Below are 16,383 nucleotides of genomic sequence, written 5' to 3' on the forward strand. Positions count from 1 at the left end.
TTATCTCTTATCTTTGACCTTCCCCTGTTTCGCAATATTGTAGGAAAGTTGCATTAAACTGTCTGTAAGATGCACATTCTCTACCACCACATGTTCCGGAAGTTCCAAATCCAAATGCGCAAAATTCCAGATAGCATTGATTCCATAACTTACCAGCATATTTGCAACCTCACTTGCTTTTGTCTTCGGCATAGTAAGCGCTGCGATATCTACCCGATTATTTTTAAGGAAATCTTCTAATTCATCCATCATACGAATATTAATTCCCCTGACCGATACTCCTTTTAATGCCGGATTCACATCAAATAAACCAATGATAGCAAATCCTCTTTTCTCAAACTTTACATAATTTGCAAGTGCCTGTCCCAGATTACCAGCACCTATTACAATAATATTATGCTTCTGGTCCATGCCCATAATCTTTCCAATTTCATCATACAAATATTTTACATTATAGCCATAACCCTGCTGTCCAAAACCACCAAAATTATTCAAATCCTGACGTATCTGGGAAGCAGTTACTTTCATTCTCGTACTTAGTTCATTGGATGAGATACGCTCTACTCCGTCATCTAGCAAATCCCCTAAATAACGGTAGTACCTAGGCATTCTCCGGATCACTGCCTGTGATATTTCCTTTTCCATTGACGTTCCTCCTAAACTGCATTTCTCCCGTGCATATACTATACTCATTATAATGAATCCTGCCTGGACTGTCAATGTGTTAAAGAATTAACATTCTTTTACATAAGTTCTTCCCATTTTTCATACAGTGCTTCCAATTCCTGTTGGCACTTTGCATATTCTTCATGTACTTCCTGAAGTTTCGCCGAATTAGTTGCAATTTCTTCCTGTGAAAAAGATTCTTCCAATTCGCTGATATGAGCTTCCAGACTTTCAATTTTTTCTTCTGTCCGCTTTCTCTCATTTTCAATTTTTCGAAGTCTTGCCTGTTCCTCTTTCTGCTGTTTCCAATCCAGCTTATTACTACTTTCTGTTTCAGGCTTAACCTCTTTCTCTTTTTCTGTCACATAAATCTTCGTAAGTTCCCGGCACTTTTCCATGTAATAATCATAATTTCCGATATAATTTACAATGGTTTCACCTGTCAGATTCAATATTCTGGTTGCCGTTTTGTTGATAAAATAACGGTCATGAGACACAAAGAACACCGTTCCGGTATAACTATTCAATGCCTGCTCTAGAATCTCCTTAGAAGTAATATCCAAATGGTTCGTAGGCTCATCCAAAATCAAAAAATTAGCCTCAGAAAGCATTAGCTTTGCCAGCGATACTCTTCCCTTTTCACCACCACTTAAATCTGCAATCTGCTTAAATACTTCATCACCGGTAAATAAAAATGCTGCAAGCACATTACGAATCTCCGTATTTGTAAGACTTGGATATGCATCAGAAATTTCCTCTATCAGATTTTTTTCTTTATGAAGTACCTGATGTTCCTGATCATAATAGCCAATGTTTACATTGGTACCAAGTTTTATGGTTCCTGCATCAGCTTCTATCATATCATTAATAATTTTCAATATAGTGGTCTTTCCGGTTCCATTGTCACCAATAAGTGCTACCCGTTCTCCACGCTTTATTTCGAAAGAAATATCAGAGAACAACTGCTGATTTGGATATGCTTTCGCAAGATGTTCTACCGCAAGTACATCATTTCCACTGACAATTCTTGGTTCTAAATGCAAATGAATATCTGTATTCTCCTCAGTTGGCTTTTCCAGACGTTCTATTTTATCCAACATTTTCTCCCGGCTCTCTGCCCGTTTGATGGACTTTTCCCGGTTAAAAGACTTAAGTTTTGCAATAACCTCTTCCTGATGCTTAATCTCACGCTGTTGGTTATAATACTGCTTCAACTGTGCTTCCCGCACTTGCGCGCGTTTTGCTGCATAATCACTGTAATTCCCCTGAAATACCGATACTTTTGTACGGTCCAGTTCCACTACTTTACTGACTACTTTATCCAAAAAATAACGGTCATGGGATACAATCACTACTGCTCCCTTATAATTTAGCAAAAAAGTTTCCAGCCATGCAATAGAATTGATATCCAGATGGTTGGTAGGCTCATCTAATAAAATCACATCCGGTTTTGTCACTAAAAGCTTTCCCAAACACACTCGGGTACGCTGTCCACCAGACAATTCCTGCATATGTTTTCCAAATTCCTCTTCTGAGAATCCTAATCCTTTTAATACACCAACAATCTCACTCTGATAGGAATATCCTCCCAGCATATCAAATTCATGGTTCAGACGGTTATAACTTTCCATGAAATCTTCTAATTCCTGTCCCTGATACTGATTCATTCTACTTTCCATATCGCGAAGTTTTTCTTCCATGGAAATAAGTGCTTTCTTTGCAGAAAGCACTTCATCATAAATCGTATGATTGCCGGATATATCGGGATTCTGCGGTAAATAGCCTATAGTCTTATCTTTTGCTAGGACTACTTCTCCTTCATCCGCAGAAATTTCTCCCATAATAATCCGAAGCAGGGTAGTTTTCCCCGCTCCGTTGATTCCTACAATTGCGGCCTTTTCATTTGCTTCAATGTGAAAAGACGCATGTTGTATGATTTCGTCTGTGCCAAAGGATTTACTGATATTTTGGCAGGCTAAAATCATGTTCGTTTCCTCTTCTTTCTTCTATCTTATAAAGATTTCTCCAATGTTTCACGGATTGCCTTGATAAATCCTTCACTGTTTAATACAGTTGGATTCTCTAAGGTAGTAATCAGCGCAAGGTCTTTTGTCATCTTACCGGATTCAATAGTAGATAAACAAGCCTGCTCTAATTTATCTGCAAATGCACTTAATTCTGGAAGATTATCCAATTCTCCACGTTTTCTCAATGCTCCTGTCCATGCAAAAATAGTTGCTACGGAGTTAGTAGAAGTTTCTTCTCCCTTTAAGTGTTTGTAATAATGACGCTGAACAGTACCATGTGCTGCTTCGTACTCATAATATCCATCCGGAGATACTAATACAGAAGTCATCATAGCCAAAGAACCAAACGCACTGGATACCATGTCACTCATAACGTCTCCGTCGTAATTCTTACATGCCCAGATAAATCCACCTTCTGCTTTCATGATTCGTGCTACTGCATCATCAATTAAAGTGTAGAAATATTCAATTCCTGCTGCTTCAAACTTAGTAGCATATTCTTTATCATAAATTTCCTGGAAAATATCCTTAAAAGTATGGTCATACTTCTTAGAAATAGTATCCTTTGTTGCAAACCATAAGTCCTGCTTGGTATCCAGAGCATAATTAAAGCAACTCTTTGCAAAGCTTTCAATAGAATTATTTAAGTTATGCTGTCCCTGGATAACACCTGCTCCGGTAAAGTTATGTATCAATTCTCTCGTCTCTGTTCCGTCTTCAGCAGTATAAACCAGTTCACATTTTCCCGGTCCCGGAATCTTCATTTCAGATGCCTTATATACATCACCATACGCGTGACGTGCAATGGTAATTGGTTTTTTCCAATTCTTTACACATGGCTCAATTCCCTTTACGGTAATTGGTGCACGGAATACGGTTCCGTCTAAGATAGCACGAATGGTTCCGTTTGGACTCTTCCACATTTCTTTTAAATTATATTCGGTCATACGTGCTGCATTTGGTGTGATAGTTGCACATTTTACTGCAACACCGTACTTTTTCGTAGCATTAGCAGAATCAAATGTTACTTGGTCGTTCGTTTCATTTCTATGTTCCAAGCCTAAATCATAATACTCTGTTTTCAGATCAATAAAAGGCAGTAACAGTTCATCCTTTATCATTTTCCAAAGGATGCGGGTCATTTCATCTCCGTCCATTTCTACCAATGGTGTTGTCATTTTGATTTTTTCCATAATAGTCCTCCTGCAAATTGTCTTCTTGTTTGTCTGTTACTTATTTTCTGTGTTGTTCACAATCTTGTCCCAACCACAGCTATCAATATTTTTAATGGTATTCAGAATATGCTGATTAGCATATTCTTCTGCCTTTTTCGCATCACGTTCCTTTAATGCATCCAAAATTTGTTTATGCTCGTTATTGGATTCTATAGAACGTTTCTCTGATGCCAGCGTCACCTTACGCACACTTTCTAAATAATGATGATAATCACGCATTGCATGCTCTAACACCTTGCTTGCACATGCTTCATACAAAACCTCATGAAAACGGGTATCCAATTCTACAATCTGTTCCACATGTCCCTTTTTTACATGAAAATCAGTAAGATAAAGAATCTCTTCCAACTCTTCCAACTGCTCTTGTGTTGCCTTTACAGCCGCGCGCTTTGCGCACAATCCTTCCAACACGGAACGCATCTCATAGATATCCTGAATATCCTCCACGGAAAGTCCGACTACATATGCCCCTTTATTTGGAATAATAGTTACAAGCCCTTCCAATTCCAGTTGCCGCAATGCCTCTCTTACCGGAGTACGGCTGACTCCCAGTTCTTCTCCGATTGTCTTTTCCTTCAGTTCTTCATTCTTATTATATTTTCCTGACAGAATGTCTTCGCGAATCCTGTGAAAAACACGCTGTCCCAGTGAATGGTTATCTTCGCTCAAAAAAATTCCTCCCTATAGTTATAATACAATTCCCAGTTTATTACAACTGTCAGTTATCACAACTACCAATTCATTGTCGGTAATTACAGTAACTCGGCCTTCATCATATTGCTCATCCACCCACTCTTTTACCAATTTTACCAATTCAGAATTCTTATCTACCTTTCGTTCCTCCGGTAAACGATAATAAGTATTAATCCAATGAGCAATTCCGGCAAGTCCTGAAGTATTGGATACAGAAACCAAAGCCGGACGATTCAAAAACTTATCCGTATCAAAGATATTATAAATTTCTTCATTTTTCAAGAGTCCATCTGCATGAATTCCAGCTCTTGTTACATTAAAATTCTTACCGCAGAAAGGTGTTCTTTCCGGCATATGATAGCCTAACTCTTTTTCAAAATACTCTGCTAACTCTGTGATTACAGTAGTTTCCATGCCATCCAAAGTTCCCTTTAACTGTGCGTATTCAAATACCATTGCCTCCAATGGAGTATTTCCGGTACGTTCTCCAATTCCAAACAGGGAACAGTTTACACCACTAGCACCGTATAGCCATGCAGTAGTAGAATTATTTACTGCCTTATAGAAATCATTATGTCCATGCCACTCAATCATTTCTGATGGTACACCAGCATGTGTCGTAAGTCCATAAATAATACCCGGTACACTTCTTGGAATTACTGCTCCTGGGAAGTTAACACCATATCCCATAGTATCACAAGCACGTACCTTAACCGGAATATTATACTCTTTGCTTAACTTCATTAACTCTAAACAGAACGGAATGACAAATCCATATATGTCAGAACGCGTAATATCTTCCAGATGACATCTTGGACTGATACCGGTTTCCAGACATTCACGAATGACACTCAAATAATGATTCATCGCTTCACGTCTTGTCATCTTCATTTTATAGAAAATGTGATAATCAGAGCAACTTACCAGCACACCGGTTTCACGAAGTCCGATTTCCTTTACCAACTGAAAGTCTTGTTTGCTGGCACGAATCCAACTGGTTACTTCGGGAAATTCATATCCTCGCTCCAGACACTTATAAACTGCATCACGGTCTTTCTTACTATATAAGAAAAATTCACTCTGACGAATCAGCCCCTTTGGACCGCCTAATCTGTGCATATAATCATAAATGGTAACAATCTGCTCTGTAGTATACGGTGCTCTGGACTGCTGACCATCACGGAAGGTAGTGTCAGTAATCCAGATGTTGTCTGGCATGTTATGCGGAACAATACGATCATTAAAAGCAATTTTCGGTATCTCTTCATACGGGAAAAGATTCCGGAATACATTTGGTTCTTCTACATCTACCAATTGGTAAAAATGTTCCTCTAACTGTAACAGGTTGGTATGCTCGTTCATTACAACTTCTCTCATGTCTAACACTCCTCTTGACTTAATCTACTATTTATGCATATTCTTATGTATAATCATTCATGTATAATTGTATACAATCATACCATTATATTATTGTATACAATTATACGTTGTCAAGAGACAATTTTAACATATTTTCAATATAAAATTAATATCCGGTTCTTCCTTTCGTCTTCTTAATTACTTTCAGGCGCGTAAATTCTTCTCGCTCTTTTTCCTCCAATGATTCCTGAATGCTTTTTGCCAATGCCTCGTATCGCGGAATTGTAATATTTTGCAACGCATTTGCCCGTTTCTGTGTTTTCTTAATATTGTAGGCTAAACGATAAGCAGAAGTTTCTACTTGTGCCAGATGGATTGTTAATTCTTTCACTTTCTGAAACTTCTGACATGCCTCGTCTAGTGCCATCTTCGTTCCATAAAAGGCATAATAAGGCTTCAATTCCTGTTTTTCATACTCTACCTTCGGAATCTCCGTTCCCATAACGCTACGTCTTTTGATGGTAATGGAATCCTCTACCGGGATTTTCTGACTTAGCGCCTCCACCTCATGAATCCCCATTTGAATATTTGCCTTTTGTAATGCCTGATAGGCACTGGTAAAAGTAACATCAATCTCTTTCTGAATATCTGACGCTTCGTCGATAAGCTCCATCAATTCTCGAATCAAGATATTTCTCTTTTTATCCATCAAATCAAAGCCCTGCTTTGATAATGCAAGAGAATTTTTTGCCAATATGAGATTTCCTTTTGTTGGAAATTCTTTTGGATCCATACATTACGCCTCCCAGTATTTTTCCAATATCTTCGTATCCACTCGGTCTAATTCCTCCTTTGGAAGAATATGCAATAATTGCCAACCAATATTTAAGGTTTCTTCCATGGAACGATTTTCCGTTGCTCCCTGAGAAACAAACTGTTGTTCAAAAGCTATTCCGAACTCTAAATACTTTTTGTCCGTATCTGATAATTCATCCTCGCCGATTACACTGGCCAAATCTCTGGCCTCTCCAACTCTGGCATAAGAAGAAAATAACTGATTTGCCACATCCTGATGATCTTCTCTGGTATATTCTGCTCCAATTCCGTCCTTCATAAGACGTGACAAGGATGGAAGTACATTAATCGGTGGATAGACATTTTTCTGATGTAAAGAACGTTCTAATACAATCTGCCCTTCTGTAATATATCCGGTCAAATCCGGAATTGGATGAGTAATATCATCATTCGGCATGGTGAGAATTGGTATCTGCGTTACGCTCCCCTCACACCCCTTCACAATCCCGGCTCGTTCATATAAGGATGCTAATTCACTGTACAAATACCCCGGATATCCCTTTCGACTCGGAATCTCGCCTTTCATTGATGACACCTCACGCATGGCTTCGGCATAAGAAGTCATATCTGTTAAAATCACCAGGATATGCATCCCTTTTTCAAAAGCAAGATATTCTGCTGCTGTCAAAGCAACCTTCGGAGTAATTAAACGTTCCACTACCGGATCATTGGAAAGATTTAAAAACATGGTTACATGAGACGATGCACCACTTTCTTCAAATCTTCTTCGAAAAAACTCTGCTACATCATATTTTACTCCCATAGCTGCAAATACTACACCAAACTCTTCTTCTGAGTCACTACCTAACGATGCCTGCTCTACAATCTGTGCAGCTAACTGGTCATGTGGCAGTCCATTTCCCGAAAAAATAGGCAACTTCTGTCCACGAATTAAAGTAGTCAATCCATCAATCGCCGAAATTCCGGTACGAATATAATTTCTTGGATATTCTCTGGTACACGGATTCATCGGTAATCCATTTACATCTCGTATTGCCTCTGGCTTTATTTTTCCCAATCCGTCAATAGGTTCTCCCATTCCATTGAAAGTTCTTCCTAAGATTTCTTCAGAAAGTCCAATTTCCATAGGATGTCCGGTAAGTCTGGTATGGGTATTTTTCAGCGACATATCATCTGTGGAATCAAATACCTGTATCAGTGCCTTATCCTCTTCTAAAGCTATAATTCTTCCCTTTTTCACTTGATTTCCTTCTACCACAAACTCTACCATTTCTTCATAGAAGGCATTCTGTACTCCCTCTAACACAATTAGAGGACCATTGATTTCACTTAATCCTAAATATTCAATTGCCATCTGTTCTCCTCCTATGCGTTAATTTGTACTAAATTCTGGTAAAACTCATCAATCATTTGCTTGTATTCTTCAAACTTTTCTAATTCCTTATTCGCCACATCATACTTAATCGCAATAATTTTTTCGAAAATATTCTGTTCCCGTAACATTGCCATAGGCATTCCCATTCCTATAAGGCTTTGGCACTTTTCGTACAAATATAAAATAGTTTCCATCATCTTCAACTGCTTTTTCATCGGCACAAAAGTATCCTCTGCATGAAATGCATTCTGCTGAAGAAAACCCAGACGGATAACTTTTGCAATCTCCAAAATCAATTTTTGATCATCCGGAAGCACATCGCTTCCAATCAATTTCACAATTTCATTCAGCCGGCTCTCTGTAGTAAGAATATTCATCAATTCATTTCGACATAAAATAAAATCTGCACCTACATTAGTAGCATACCATGGTGCCAAATCGTTTAAATACTCCGTATAGCTAGTAAGCCAATTAATTGCCGGATAATGTCTTGCATAAGCAAGGGACTTGTCTAATGCGAGGAAACAACGCACAAATCGTTTTGTATGCTGTGTTACAGGTTCCGAAAAATCACCTCCCTGAGGTGATACCGCTCCAATAATCGTAACACTTCCGTCGGTTCCGTTTAGATTCTCTACATAACCTGCACGCTCATAAAAAGCAGACAATCTGGATGCCAGATATGCTGGGAATCCTTCCTCTGCTGGCATCTCTTCCAGTCGTCCGGATAACTCTCGCAAGGCTTCTGCCCATCGCGAGGTAGAATCTGCCATAATTGCCACATGGTAGCCCATATCACGATAATATTCTGCCAGAGTAAGTCCTGTATATATACTAGCTTCTCTTGCTGCTACCGGCATATTCGAGGTATTGGCAATCAATACCGTACGCTCCATTAAATAACTTCCCGTCTTGGGGTCAATTAACTGTGAAAATTCCTCTAAAACATTTGTCATTTCATTACCACGTTCTCCACAGCCAATGTATATGATAATATCCGCATCACACCATTTTGCCAGCTGATGCTGGGTCATAGTCTTTCCTGTACCAAATCCTCCGGGAAGTGCTGCTGTTCCCCCTTTGGCAATCGGGAACAAAGTATCTAAGATTCTCTGACCTGTTACCAACGGTCTATCTGCCGGATACCGTTTTTGAATAGGACGCGGGATACGAATCGGCCATTGCTGTGTCATGGTAAGCTGCTGTTCTCCTGTCTGAGTACGAATGGTAACCAACGGTTCCTCGATGGTATATTCCCCATCCTCTGCTACAGCAATTACGGTTCCTTCCGTTTTAGGCGGTACCATTACTTTATGCACAATGGCAGAGGTCTCTGGTACTTCTGCAATAATTGTACCACCACTAATCCAATCCCCTTCCTTTACCAACAATTTTGTCTTCCATTTTTTCTGCTTGTCCAGCAAATCCAACTTTACTCCCCTTGGAATATAGGCTCCGTTTTCTTCTCCAATAAGTTGAAGGGGACGTTCAATTCCATCAAAAATATTGTTTAAAATCCCCGGTGCTAACGTTACACAAAGTGCCCTTCCGGAACCTTCTACCTGTTCTCCTGGGCGAAGTCCCGTAGTTTCTTCAAATACCTGTACCGTAGTGGTCTCTCTGTTTAACGCAATTACTTCTCCTACCAGGCGGTTTTCTCCTACATATACCATTTCAGACATCTTAAATCCCAAATTGCCTTTCATGGTTATAATCGGACCATTTATTCCGTATATCTTTCCTGTTATATTCATAGGTAGGTCTCCTCCTGCTAAAATGCATATGAATTCTTTTCCTGCTCTAGTCTGGTAGCAAAGGATTCGTCAATCAAAATATTTTTCGAATGAATGACTGCACGGATTCCTCCACCAAAGTCAACGTTACTTACTGTAAGTACCGCACCTGTTTTTTGTTCCAGACTCTGCTTCTTATCCTCATCAGTAGGATTGATATAGATGATAATCTCTTCTTTTCTTGCAAAATCTATAGATTTTTTAATCTTTGCAATCAAATATTTCTCATAATCCTCTGTCTTTTGATATTCCACCAGCTTCTGTTCTATTATTTCAAACAATTTTTGTTTTTTCTGTTGCTGACACTCATCCAGTATTCGCTTCTGTCTCGTAATCTCAGCAGATACTTTTCGGTTCATTTCCCGCCGGATTTTTATTTCTTCCATCTGAAAAGCATTTTCTATTTCCTGCTGCTTATTTTTCCGAAACTGTTCTAATTCTTGGCTGTAATTTTTCTCATATTCCTCTAATTCTGCCTTACTTTCTTTCTGTGCCACTTCAATAGCTGACTGACGAAATACATTCAATTTTTCATTTATCTGCATTTGCCCACTCCCTATAATTTCAGTCCAATAGCTTCATTAACATAATCTGTGATAAAGCTTTCTTTCCTTCCGGTTCCATGGCGATCTGGAATTTCTACCAATAATGGTAATCGATGTCCCATCTTTGCCTCATTTACCAGTTCCGGAAAATCTCTACCAAACTTTTCTGTGAGAAGTACAATTCCAATTTCACTATCCTTATATACATTTTCCAATGCCTCTTTTAACTCTTCTCTCTCATGTACTACTACACCTTCTACACCTGCCAGTCTCATTCCGGTATAAGTATCTCTATTATCACTAATCAGATACATCTTCATATGACTTCCTCCTAACCTAAAATAGAGAAAGAAATCAATAATCCATATAATGCAATTGATTCTGCCAACGCAACAAAAATCAACGCCTTACCCATAATACTGGAATCCTCGCTTAATGCTCCCAACGCCGCACTTGCTGCACTTGCTACCGCAATACCTGCTCCAATGCAGGAAAGTCCGGTAGATAATGCCGCTGCCATATAACGCCAGCCCTCTGTAGAAGAAGCTACTTGCGCTGCTTCACCGGCCGCATGTACATTTCCGCTAAACAATAATACATCTGCTACCATTACTGTTCCGAAAAAGAAGAACAAATTGCTGGCAAGCGCTGCCTTAAATCCTCCTTCTTTTTTCTTACTAAGCAAAAAGCCTCCAAATGGTATGATGATACTACATAATAAAATTGCTACAATAATAATTTTCGTTGTCATTTTTCTTTCCTCCTACTGCTGTTGTTTTTTGTTTTTAAATGCTACAAAAGGCTTTCCTGTTCCCTTATAAAAACGACTGAACATCTCATAATATTCCAGACGCAATACCTGTATTCCCACAACCAAACCTTCCAATCCTGCTACTAAAATATTTCCCAATATAATCACTATCCAGTTTGGATTTCCTTTTTCTAACCCTGCCAGCGTCATTACTACCCCCATCATACCTGCATGACTCAAGGCAAATGCACCAACACGCACAAAGGAAATGGTATTTGTCGCATAGCTTAAAACTACGTCAAATACTTCTACCAATGCTTCTACCAAAAACATTACTTTACTACCTTCCGGTAGAACAGGCTTTTTCCGTTCTATGAAATGTGCCAGTGGTTCCTTTAATAAAATAGCCACTAACGGAAGTCCGACTGCTAATCCAATCATAATCGTAGCCGGAAGTCCATGTCCTGATATAATTAACAACGCACATATCGCTACAGTTCCATAACAAATGATTCCTGCCAGACCGCTCTGATTAAACAAGAGTCTTCCATACTCTTTTGCTCGAATAGCATTAACAATGTTTAATATCATTGCAATTAAAATTAATAATGCACCAAACCCAATTGCCATCATCAAAACATTCATAATGTTATCCATAGGCTTCATCCAAACTGCCGGAATCAATTCTTCAAATCCAAAAACACTTCCATACATGAAACCAAAAAATACAGACCATAGACCTGCCACAGATATAATTCCTGCTAACCTTATGCCTTTGATACGATATAATAGGAACCCTCCCAGCACTAATACCAAACCTTGTCCTACATCACCGAACATAATTCCAAACATCAACGTATAAGTAAGTGCAATAAACGCCGTGGGATCCATTTCATTATAAGCCGGAAGTCCATACATCTCCACAAACATTTCAAAGGGCTTTAACAGTTTTGGATTCTTTAATCTGGTAGGCGGAACTGCACTTAAATCTTCATCCACCTCTTCTTCTACCAGACGTATTTTTTCATCCTGCATCATTTCCTGTTCTAATTTCTCTGCATCCTTCTCTGCTATCCAACCATACAGAATATAGCATTCTCCTCCATCCTGTTCCCTAGTGCATGCTGCATATTTTCGTATTTCAAAATTATCGCAGTAAGATTCCAACATGTCGCACGCAAGAATAATTTCCTTTTCCTGTTTTTTTAAGCTCTCTTGTATCTCTTCCTGCAATTTCTGCCATTCCACCTTATTTCGCTCCAACTTTTGTGCGGCTTGTGCATAACCTTCTCCGGGTGTCCCTTCAAAATCATCCGGTACCGGTATATCCTCAAAATGGAACGAAGCATATACAGCCTCCTGTTCTCCCATATGCACATGTGGAGCGAAATAAACCGCCCAAACATATTCCGAATCACTGTTACATTCATAAAATAACGTATACGGGTTCTTATAGATGTACTCTTGAAGCTTATGGTAATTCTCTAATTTAATTCTACCAAAACGATAATCGATAAAGTGAAATTCCTTTAGTTTTCCAAGTTCAAAATCCAGACCAATAAACGGCGCAATTTCCGCCATTCGGTTCTTTATTCTTTGATTTTCCTCTTCTAACTGCTTCTGTCTTTCTATTTTTCCCGCTATCATATCAGTTGCACAGCGAATCGTCTTATCTGCTTCCTGTATCGTACACTCTCCTTGATAATACGTTTCATTAGGCAGATATTCTTTTATCCTTTGTCCCTCCTGATAAGTTTCTCGGTAAATATTCGTTTCCACAAAAGGACGTATATTACTGAGATTTCCCAGGCTGGTCATTGCGTTTTCGAAATGAATTTCATATCTGCTGATATACTGCTTCATCACCCTGTCAATATCTTCCTTTGGTCCGGTAATATGCAGCAATTTCATTTTTTCTACCACAATCTTTCCTCCGTTCCTACATTATATGCTATTCACCCAAAACCAACGTCCGGATATCCTGCTCCGGTACCTGATATCGGATTCCTTCTAATGCTGATGTTAGTCTTTGAATCTCTTGTTCTTTCTGATATAAATAAGAGAACACCGGTGCAAGAGATACCGGATACTTTCTACAAAGTCTTCGATACATTCGTTGCATCACTTGATGATACGAAACCTCATCTTGCAACTGTACCAAGGCTTCTTTTCCTTTAAAATATGCCGTGTTCCCCACTATCTTCAAAAAATCTTCTATCTTTCCCGCCTCTGCCATATGCTGAATCTCTGATTTTTTCAATTTGTAATGAGCCGGTATCAATATAGCATAAATTTCTGCCTCATTCTGTCCAAAGAAGCGTTTTGCCCGGTACATCCACATAATATTCAACCAGTCAATCTGTGTTCCAAATACCTCCCGCAAGATTTCTTTCATTTTCTTCTGCCGGAAAATACTAATTTTTTTCCATACCTCTGTAAAATAACTGGTATCCAATTGCGGTACAGCATTTTCATATTGCACCTGTTTTTCATAAAGCCGCAGTGCCTTTCGTTGTACCGGATTACAGAAGCGGCAAATACTCTCATAATCTTCCCGTATAGAATTGTAAATTAGTGCCTCTACCTGCCCACGATGTTGAATCTCATCATGACCACCATAAATTTTCCCATAAATCTGCTGTTCTCTCAAAAAAGCAATGGTCTCATTAACAGTTTGAAACTCCAAAATATGTTCATAATCTTCCCGTGTCAAAAGCCGCCCTTCCATGGCTTTGATTTTTGTAATCAGACCACTATACTGTAACAATTCTCCCGCCATCTTACACCTCTGTCATTCGTTTCAATATCTCCTGTGCCTTCTCCTCATAGTTTCCATCATATTCCTGATTCAATTGTTCCATATAGTTTTGATTTTTCTCTATAATTTTCTGAATTTCTTCTTCCGCCTCTGCTTCCAATTGCGACTTCAAAATTATCAGCCGTCCTTCCATTTCTTCCTGCAATTGCTTCTGAATCTCTTTTTCCTGCTCCTTTTTTTTCCTCTGTAACTCCTGACGTTGCATTTCTGTGTTTTCTATAATCTGATTGGCACGTTCTTCAATCGTATATAGTTCTCTTATAATCTCATTCATCGGATAACGCTCCCTCTTTATAGTATATTTTTTCTGCTACAAAATCTTCAGAAGTTTCTTTCAGTCTTCGTTCTGCAAAAACATCAATCATCTTTTGTACCATCTGCATTACCGTTTCCTCAACTCTCTTTTCTCCCCTTTGTTCTTCCTGAGTTTTTTTCGAAACCTTTATTAACAATCCCAGTACATATTCCCCATTTTCTTTATCTATCACAGCTTTCAATTGATAGCAACCCAAAATTTCTCTAGACGCATACCCTATAATAAATATAGTATATACTATATTTTCCAAAATTTCATTTGGTATTTCTTGGTTGTTTTTCTTTCGCAAACGAAACACCCGATGTTCTTCCGGGCAATGAAATAAATTCATCAAGTAATTAATATGAAAAATATAGTTCTGCGCACCAAACATATAATAACGCATAAATTCCTGAAACATCCCCTCAAATAAATCTACAACCTTATCTTTCTCGCCCGGCGAAAGTTCTATACTTCCACATTGCAGATTACCTTTCATAATTCCGGTCATAGTCTTGCAGATATTATGATAAGTCTGTTTCTTTTTCTCAACCTCATCCACAAGCTTTTTGGTATCTTTGTCAACGGAATTCCACTTCACCGTCATATCCATAGAATGATTTTTTTTCTTTTCTTGTAACTTATAATAATTCAATGCTGATTTTATAGGTTCCACAAGGTCTTCGCTCAAAAAAAATGGTTTTAAAATTAGTTTAAATATCCGGCTATGGTTTACAATTTCCAATGTTTCCCTTACATCCTTTACTTGTGCCATCGCAATTTTTACCGTCTCCGGAGAAATAATCTCCACCATATCAAATACTTCTTTCCCCGACATAACCGGCATATCCAATTCACATACCAAAACCGCCGCGCCTTCTCTACGGATGTATTCCACTGCCTTTTCCGGATATCTAAAATACTTACACTCAATTTTCTCCTTGCAAGCTTCTAACATTCTAATATAATTGTCAATCATTTTTCTGCTATTCTCTACAATAACTACTGTATTCATATAGCAGCACCTCCACCATTTTGATTATAAAACTTCTCCTATTGTCAATTATTCTTGTACTTATATTCAAATTATATCAGACAATGACATAATTTACAAAATTTTTTTCAAACATCGGTAAATACATCCAAGCCATTCTCATATGATACAGTGTAATCAAAATTATGGAGGATTTGAACATGAGTGATTTAGCTGCAACAAACTGTGGATGCGGATGTGACAACAACAACGGAGGATGCGGATGTAATTCTATTATCTGGATTATTCTGTTACTCTTCTGCTGCGGAAATGGAAACAACGGTATCTTCAGTGATGGATGTGGATGTGGCAACAACAGTTGTATCTGGATTATCATCCTGCTTTTCTTCTGCGGATGTGGCAATGACAGATGCGGATGCAACAACAACTTCTGCTAATTCATTTTAAGAAAAACCCGGGTTCTCCGGGTTTTTCTTATTGTTTTTTTTCTTCTTTTTCTTTCTTTTCTTTCTCCTTCTGTTTCTGCTTTTCTTTCTTTCGAATACATTCTTCATCAATCTCATATACGCTGTTACCATCTACAATTAATTTACCCATAATCTGCCACCTCCTCTTATAATATATGCTTTTTTTCAAAAGCTGGTTATATCCTCCATTCTTTCTTCATAGACTAAAATAAAAAATGGTGATGATAAAATGGAAAACCTTGATACACTGATTCAGGATAAGCATCTTCAAATGATAAAGTCTGCACTTCCTTATCTAACCCCTTCACGTCAAAGGGATATGGCGATGCTGGTAAAGTTTATGGAACTACAACGTACCATGGCACTTTTTCAAAATCCAGTCAACAATTTGCGTATGTGCTCGGAAGAAAGTTCTGACGAAGAACGCCCGATACAGATGCTGAATGCCATTCGGGAATATTGTAATGATTACGAAAAGGAAACCATTGATAATCTCATTAATTTTGTGCAAATGTTTTCTACCTATGAAACACTATTTTCACAATAACC

General features: G+C 38.4%; 18 protein-coding genes. 2 read left to right on the plus strand and 16 right to left on the minus strand.

Features of this window, described 5'->3' with window-relative positions; all coding sequences use genetic code 11:
* The 15 genes from BIV20_RS07935 to BIV20_RS08005 form a co-directional block, all read right to left on the minus strand.
* Nucleotides 1-645, minus strand: a complete 645-nt coding sequence (locus BIV20_RS07935; RefSeq protein WP_075719791.1) for a redox-sensing transcriptional repressor Rex — start codon at nt 643-645, stop codon at nt 1-3.
* A 98-nt stretch (nt 646-743) separates the two neighbouring features.
* Nucleotides 744-2,651 carry a ribosomal protection-like ABC-F family protein gene (gene abc-f / locus BIV20_RS07940; protein WP_075719793.1) on the minus strand — a complete coding sequence of 636 codons (1,908 nt, stop codon included), beginning with the start codon at nt 2,649-2,651 and terminating at the stop codon, nt 744-746.
* Nucleotides 2,652-2,677: 26 nt separating this feature from the next.
* Nucleotides 2,678-3,886: an NADP-dependent isocitrate dehydrogenase gene (locus tag BIV20_RS07945; protein ID WP_075719795.1), complete on the minus strand. Its 1,209-nt coding sequence runs from the start codon at nt 3,884-3,886 to the stop codon at nt 2,678-2,680.
* Nucleotides 3,887-3,922: 36 nt separating this feature from the next.
* Nucleotides 3,923-4,597: a GntR family transcriptional regulator gene (locus BIV20_RS07950; protein ID WP_075719797.1), complete on the minus strand. Its 675-nt coding sequence runs from the start codon at nt 4,595-4,597 to the stop codon at nt 3,923-3,925.
* 18 nt (nt 4,598-4,615) lie between these two features.
* The gene (locus tag BIV20_RS07955) at nt 4,616-5,998 is read right to left on the minus strand and encodes a hypothetical protein (protein ID WP_075719799.1); all 1,383 of its coding nucleotides are present in this window, start codon (nt 5,996-5,998) and stop codon (nt 4,616-4,618) included.
* A gap of 148 nt (nt 5,999-6,146) precedes the next feature.
* Nucleotides 6,147-6,773, minus strand: a complete 627-nt coding sequence (locus BIV20_RS07960) for a V-type ATP synthase subunit D (RefSeq protein ID WP_075719801.1) — start codon at nt 6,771-6,773, stop codon at nt 6,147-6,149.
* 3 nt (nt 6,774-6,776) lie between these two features.
* Entirely contained in the window at nt 6,777-8,150 is a 1,374-nt protein-coding gene (locus BIV20_RS07965; RefSeq protein ID WP_075719803.1) for a V-type ATP synthase subunit B, read from the minus strand.
* A gap of 11 nt (nt 8,151-8,161) precedes the next feature.
* Nucleotides 8,162-9,925: a V-type ATP synthase subunit A gene (locus BIV20_RS07970; RefSeq protein WP_075719805.1), complete on the minus strand. Its 1,764-nt coding sequence runs from the start codon at nt 9,923-9,925 to the stop codon at nt 8,162-8,164.
* Between the two features lie 17 nt (nt 9,926-9,942).
* On the minus strand, nt 9,943-10,509 hold the full coding sequence (locus BIV20_RS07975; protein ID WP_075719807.1) for a V-type ATP synthase subunit E: 567 nt from the start codon (nt 10,507-10,509) through the stop codon (nt 9,943-9,945).
* An 11-nt stretch (nt 10,510-10,520) separates the two neighbouring features.
* On the minus strand, nt 10,521-10,829 hold the full coding sequence (locus BIV20_RS07980; protein WP_075719809.1) for a V-type ATP synthase subunit F: 309 nt from the start codon (nt 10,827-10,829) through the stop codon (nt 10,521-10,523).
* 11 nt (nt 10,830-10,840) lie between these two features.
* Nucleotides 10,841-11,260 (minus strand): ATP synthase subunit C, encoded by a 420-nt coding sequence (locus BIV20_RS07985; protein ID WP_075719811.1) that lies wholly within the window; start codon nt 11,258-11,260, stop codon nt 10,841-10,843.
* Between the two features lie 12 nt (nt 11,261-11,272).
* The gene (locus BIV20_RS07990; protein WP_075719813.1) at nt 11,273-13,183 is read right to left on the minus strand and encodes a V-type ATP synthase subunit I; all 1,911 of its coding nucleotides are present in this window, start codon (nt 13,181-13,183) and stop codon (nt 11,273-11,275) included.
* Nucleotides 13,184-13,211: 28 nt separating this feature from the next.
* The gene (locus tag BIV20_RS07995; RefSeq protein ID WP_075719815.1) at nt 13,212-14,039 is read right to left on the minus strand and encodes a V-type ATPase subunit; all 828 of its coding nucleotides are present in this window, start codon (nt 14,037-14,039) and stop codon (nt 13,212-13,214) included.
* A gap of 1 nt (nt 14,040) precedes the next feature.
* Nucleotides 14,041-14,352, minus strand: a complete 312-nt coding sequence (locus tag BIV20_RS08000) for a hypothetical protein (protein ID WP_075719817.1) — start codon at nt 14,350-14,352, stop codon at nt 14,041-14,043.
* The gene (locus BIV20_RS08005; protein WP_075719819.1) at nt 14,345-15,388 is read right to left on the minus strand and encodes a response regulator; all 1,044 of its coding nucleotides are present in this window, start codon (nt 15,386-15,388) and stop codon (nt 14,345-14,347) included. Before BIV20_RS08005 ends, BIV20_RS08000 begins: the two co-directional genes overlap by 8 nt.
* 179 nt (nt 15,389-15,567) lie before the next feature.
* Between BIV20_RS08005 and BIV20_RS08010 the strand changes: the two genes are divergently transcribed.
* Nucleotides 15,568-15,804, plus strand: coding sequence for a chorion class high-cysteine HCB protein 13 (locus BIV20_RS08010; RefSeq protein WP_075719821.1), 237 nt, complete (start codon nt 15,568-15,570; stop codon nt 15,802-15,804).
* A 37-nt stretch (nt 15,805-15,841) separates the two neighbouring features.
* Here BIV20_RS08010 and BIV20_RS08015 read toward each other — a convergent pair whose 3' ends face one another.
* Nucleotides 15,842-15,964: a hypothetical protein gene (locus tag BIV20_RS08015; RefSeq protein WP_278335660.1), complete on the minus strand. Its 123-nt coding sequence runs from the start codon at nt 15,962-15,964 to the stop codon at nt 15,842-15,844.
* Nucleotides 15,965-16,063: 99 nt separating this feature from the next.
* On the opposite strand from BIV20_RS08015, the gene BIV20_RS08020 reads away from it, so the two are divergent.
* The gene (locus tag BIV20_RS08020; protein ID WP_075719823.1) at nt 16,064-16,381 is read left to right on the plus strand and encodes a hypothetical protein; all 318 of its coding nucleotides are present in this window, start codon (nt 16,064-16,066) and stop codon (nt 16,379-16,381) included.
* The last annotated feature ends 2 nt before the right edge of the window (nt 16,382-16,383 follow it).

This window comes from Roseburia sp. 499, assembly GCF_001940225.2.
GTDB lineage: Bacteria > Bacillota > Clostridia > Lachnospirales > Lachnospiraceae > Petralouisia.

Coding starts and splice junctions, on each gene's coding strand:
- BIV20_RS07935 (WP_075719791.1), bottom strand. CDS start 645: ATGGAAAAGGAAATATCACAGGCAGTGATCCGGAGAATGCCTAGGTAC.
- abc-f (WP_075719793.1), bottom strand. CDS start 2,651: ATGATTTTAGCCTGCCAAAATATCAGTAAATCCTTTGGCACAGACGAA.
- BIV20_RS07945 (WP_075719795.1), bottom strand. CDS start 3,886: ATGGAAAAAATCAAAATGACAACACCATTGGTAGAAATGGACGGAGAT.
- BIV20_RS07955 (WP_075719799.1), bottom strand. CDS start 5,998: ATGAGAGAAGTTGTAATGAACGAGCATACCAACCTGTTACAGTTAGAG.
- BIV20_RS07960 (WP_075719801.1), bottom strand. CDS start 6,773: ATGGATCCAAAAGAATTTCCAACAAAAGGAAATCTCATATTGGCAAAA.
- BIV20_RS07965 (WP_075719803.1), bottom strand. CDS start 8,150: ATGGCAATTGAATATTTAGGATTAAGTGAAATCAATGGTCCTCTAATT.
- BIV20_RS07970 (WP_075719805.1), bottom strand. CDS start 9,925: ATGAATATAACAGGAAAGATATACGGAATAAATGGTCCGATTATAACC.
- BIV20_RS07975 (WP_075719807.1), bottom strand. CDS start 10,509: ATGCAGATAAATGAAAAATTGAATGTATTTCGTCAGTCAGCTATTGAA.
- BIV20_RS07980 (WP_075719809.1), bottom strand. CDS start 10,829: ATGAAGATGTATCTGATTAGTGATAATAGAGATACTTATACCGGAATG.
- BIV20_RS07985 (WP_075719811.1), bottom strand. CDS start 11,260: ATGACAACGAAAATTATTATTGTAGCAATTTTATTATGTAGTATCATC.
- BIV20_RS07995 (WP_075719815.1), bottom strand. CDS start 14,039: ATGGCGGGAGAATTGTTACAGTATAGTGGTCTGATTACAAAAATCAAA.
- BIV20_RS08000 (WP_075719817.1), bottom strand. CDS start 14,352: ATGAATGAGATTATAAGAGAACTATATACGATTGAAGAACGTGCCAAT.
- BIV20_RS08005 (WP_075719819.1), bottom strand. CDS start 15,388: ATGAATACAGTAGTTATTGTAGAGAATAGCAGAAAAATGATTGACAAT.
- BIV20_RS08010 (WP_075719821.1), top strand. CDS start 15,568: ATGAGTGATTTAGCTGCAACAAACTGTGGATGCGGATGTGACAACAAC.
- BIV20_RS08015 (WP_278335660.1), bottom strand. CDS start 15,964: ATGGGTAAATTAATTGTAGATGGTAACAGCGTATATGAGATTGATGAA.
- BIV20_RS08020 (WP_075719823.1), top strand. CDS start 16,064: ATGGAAAACCTTGATACACTGATTCAGGATAAGCATCTTCAAATGATA.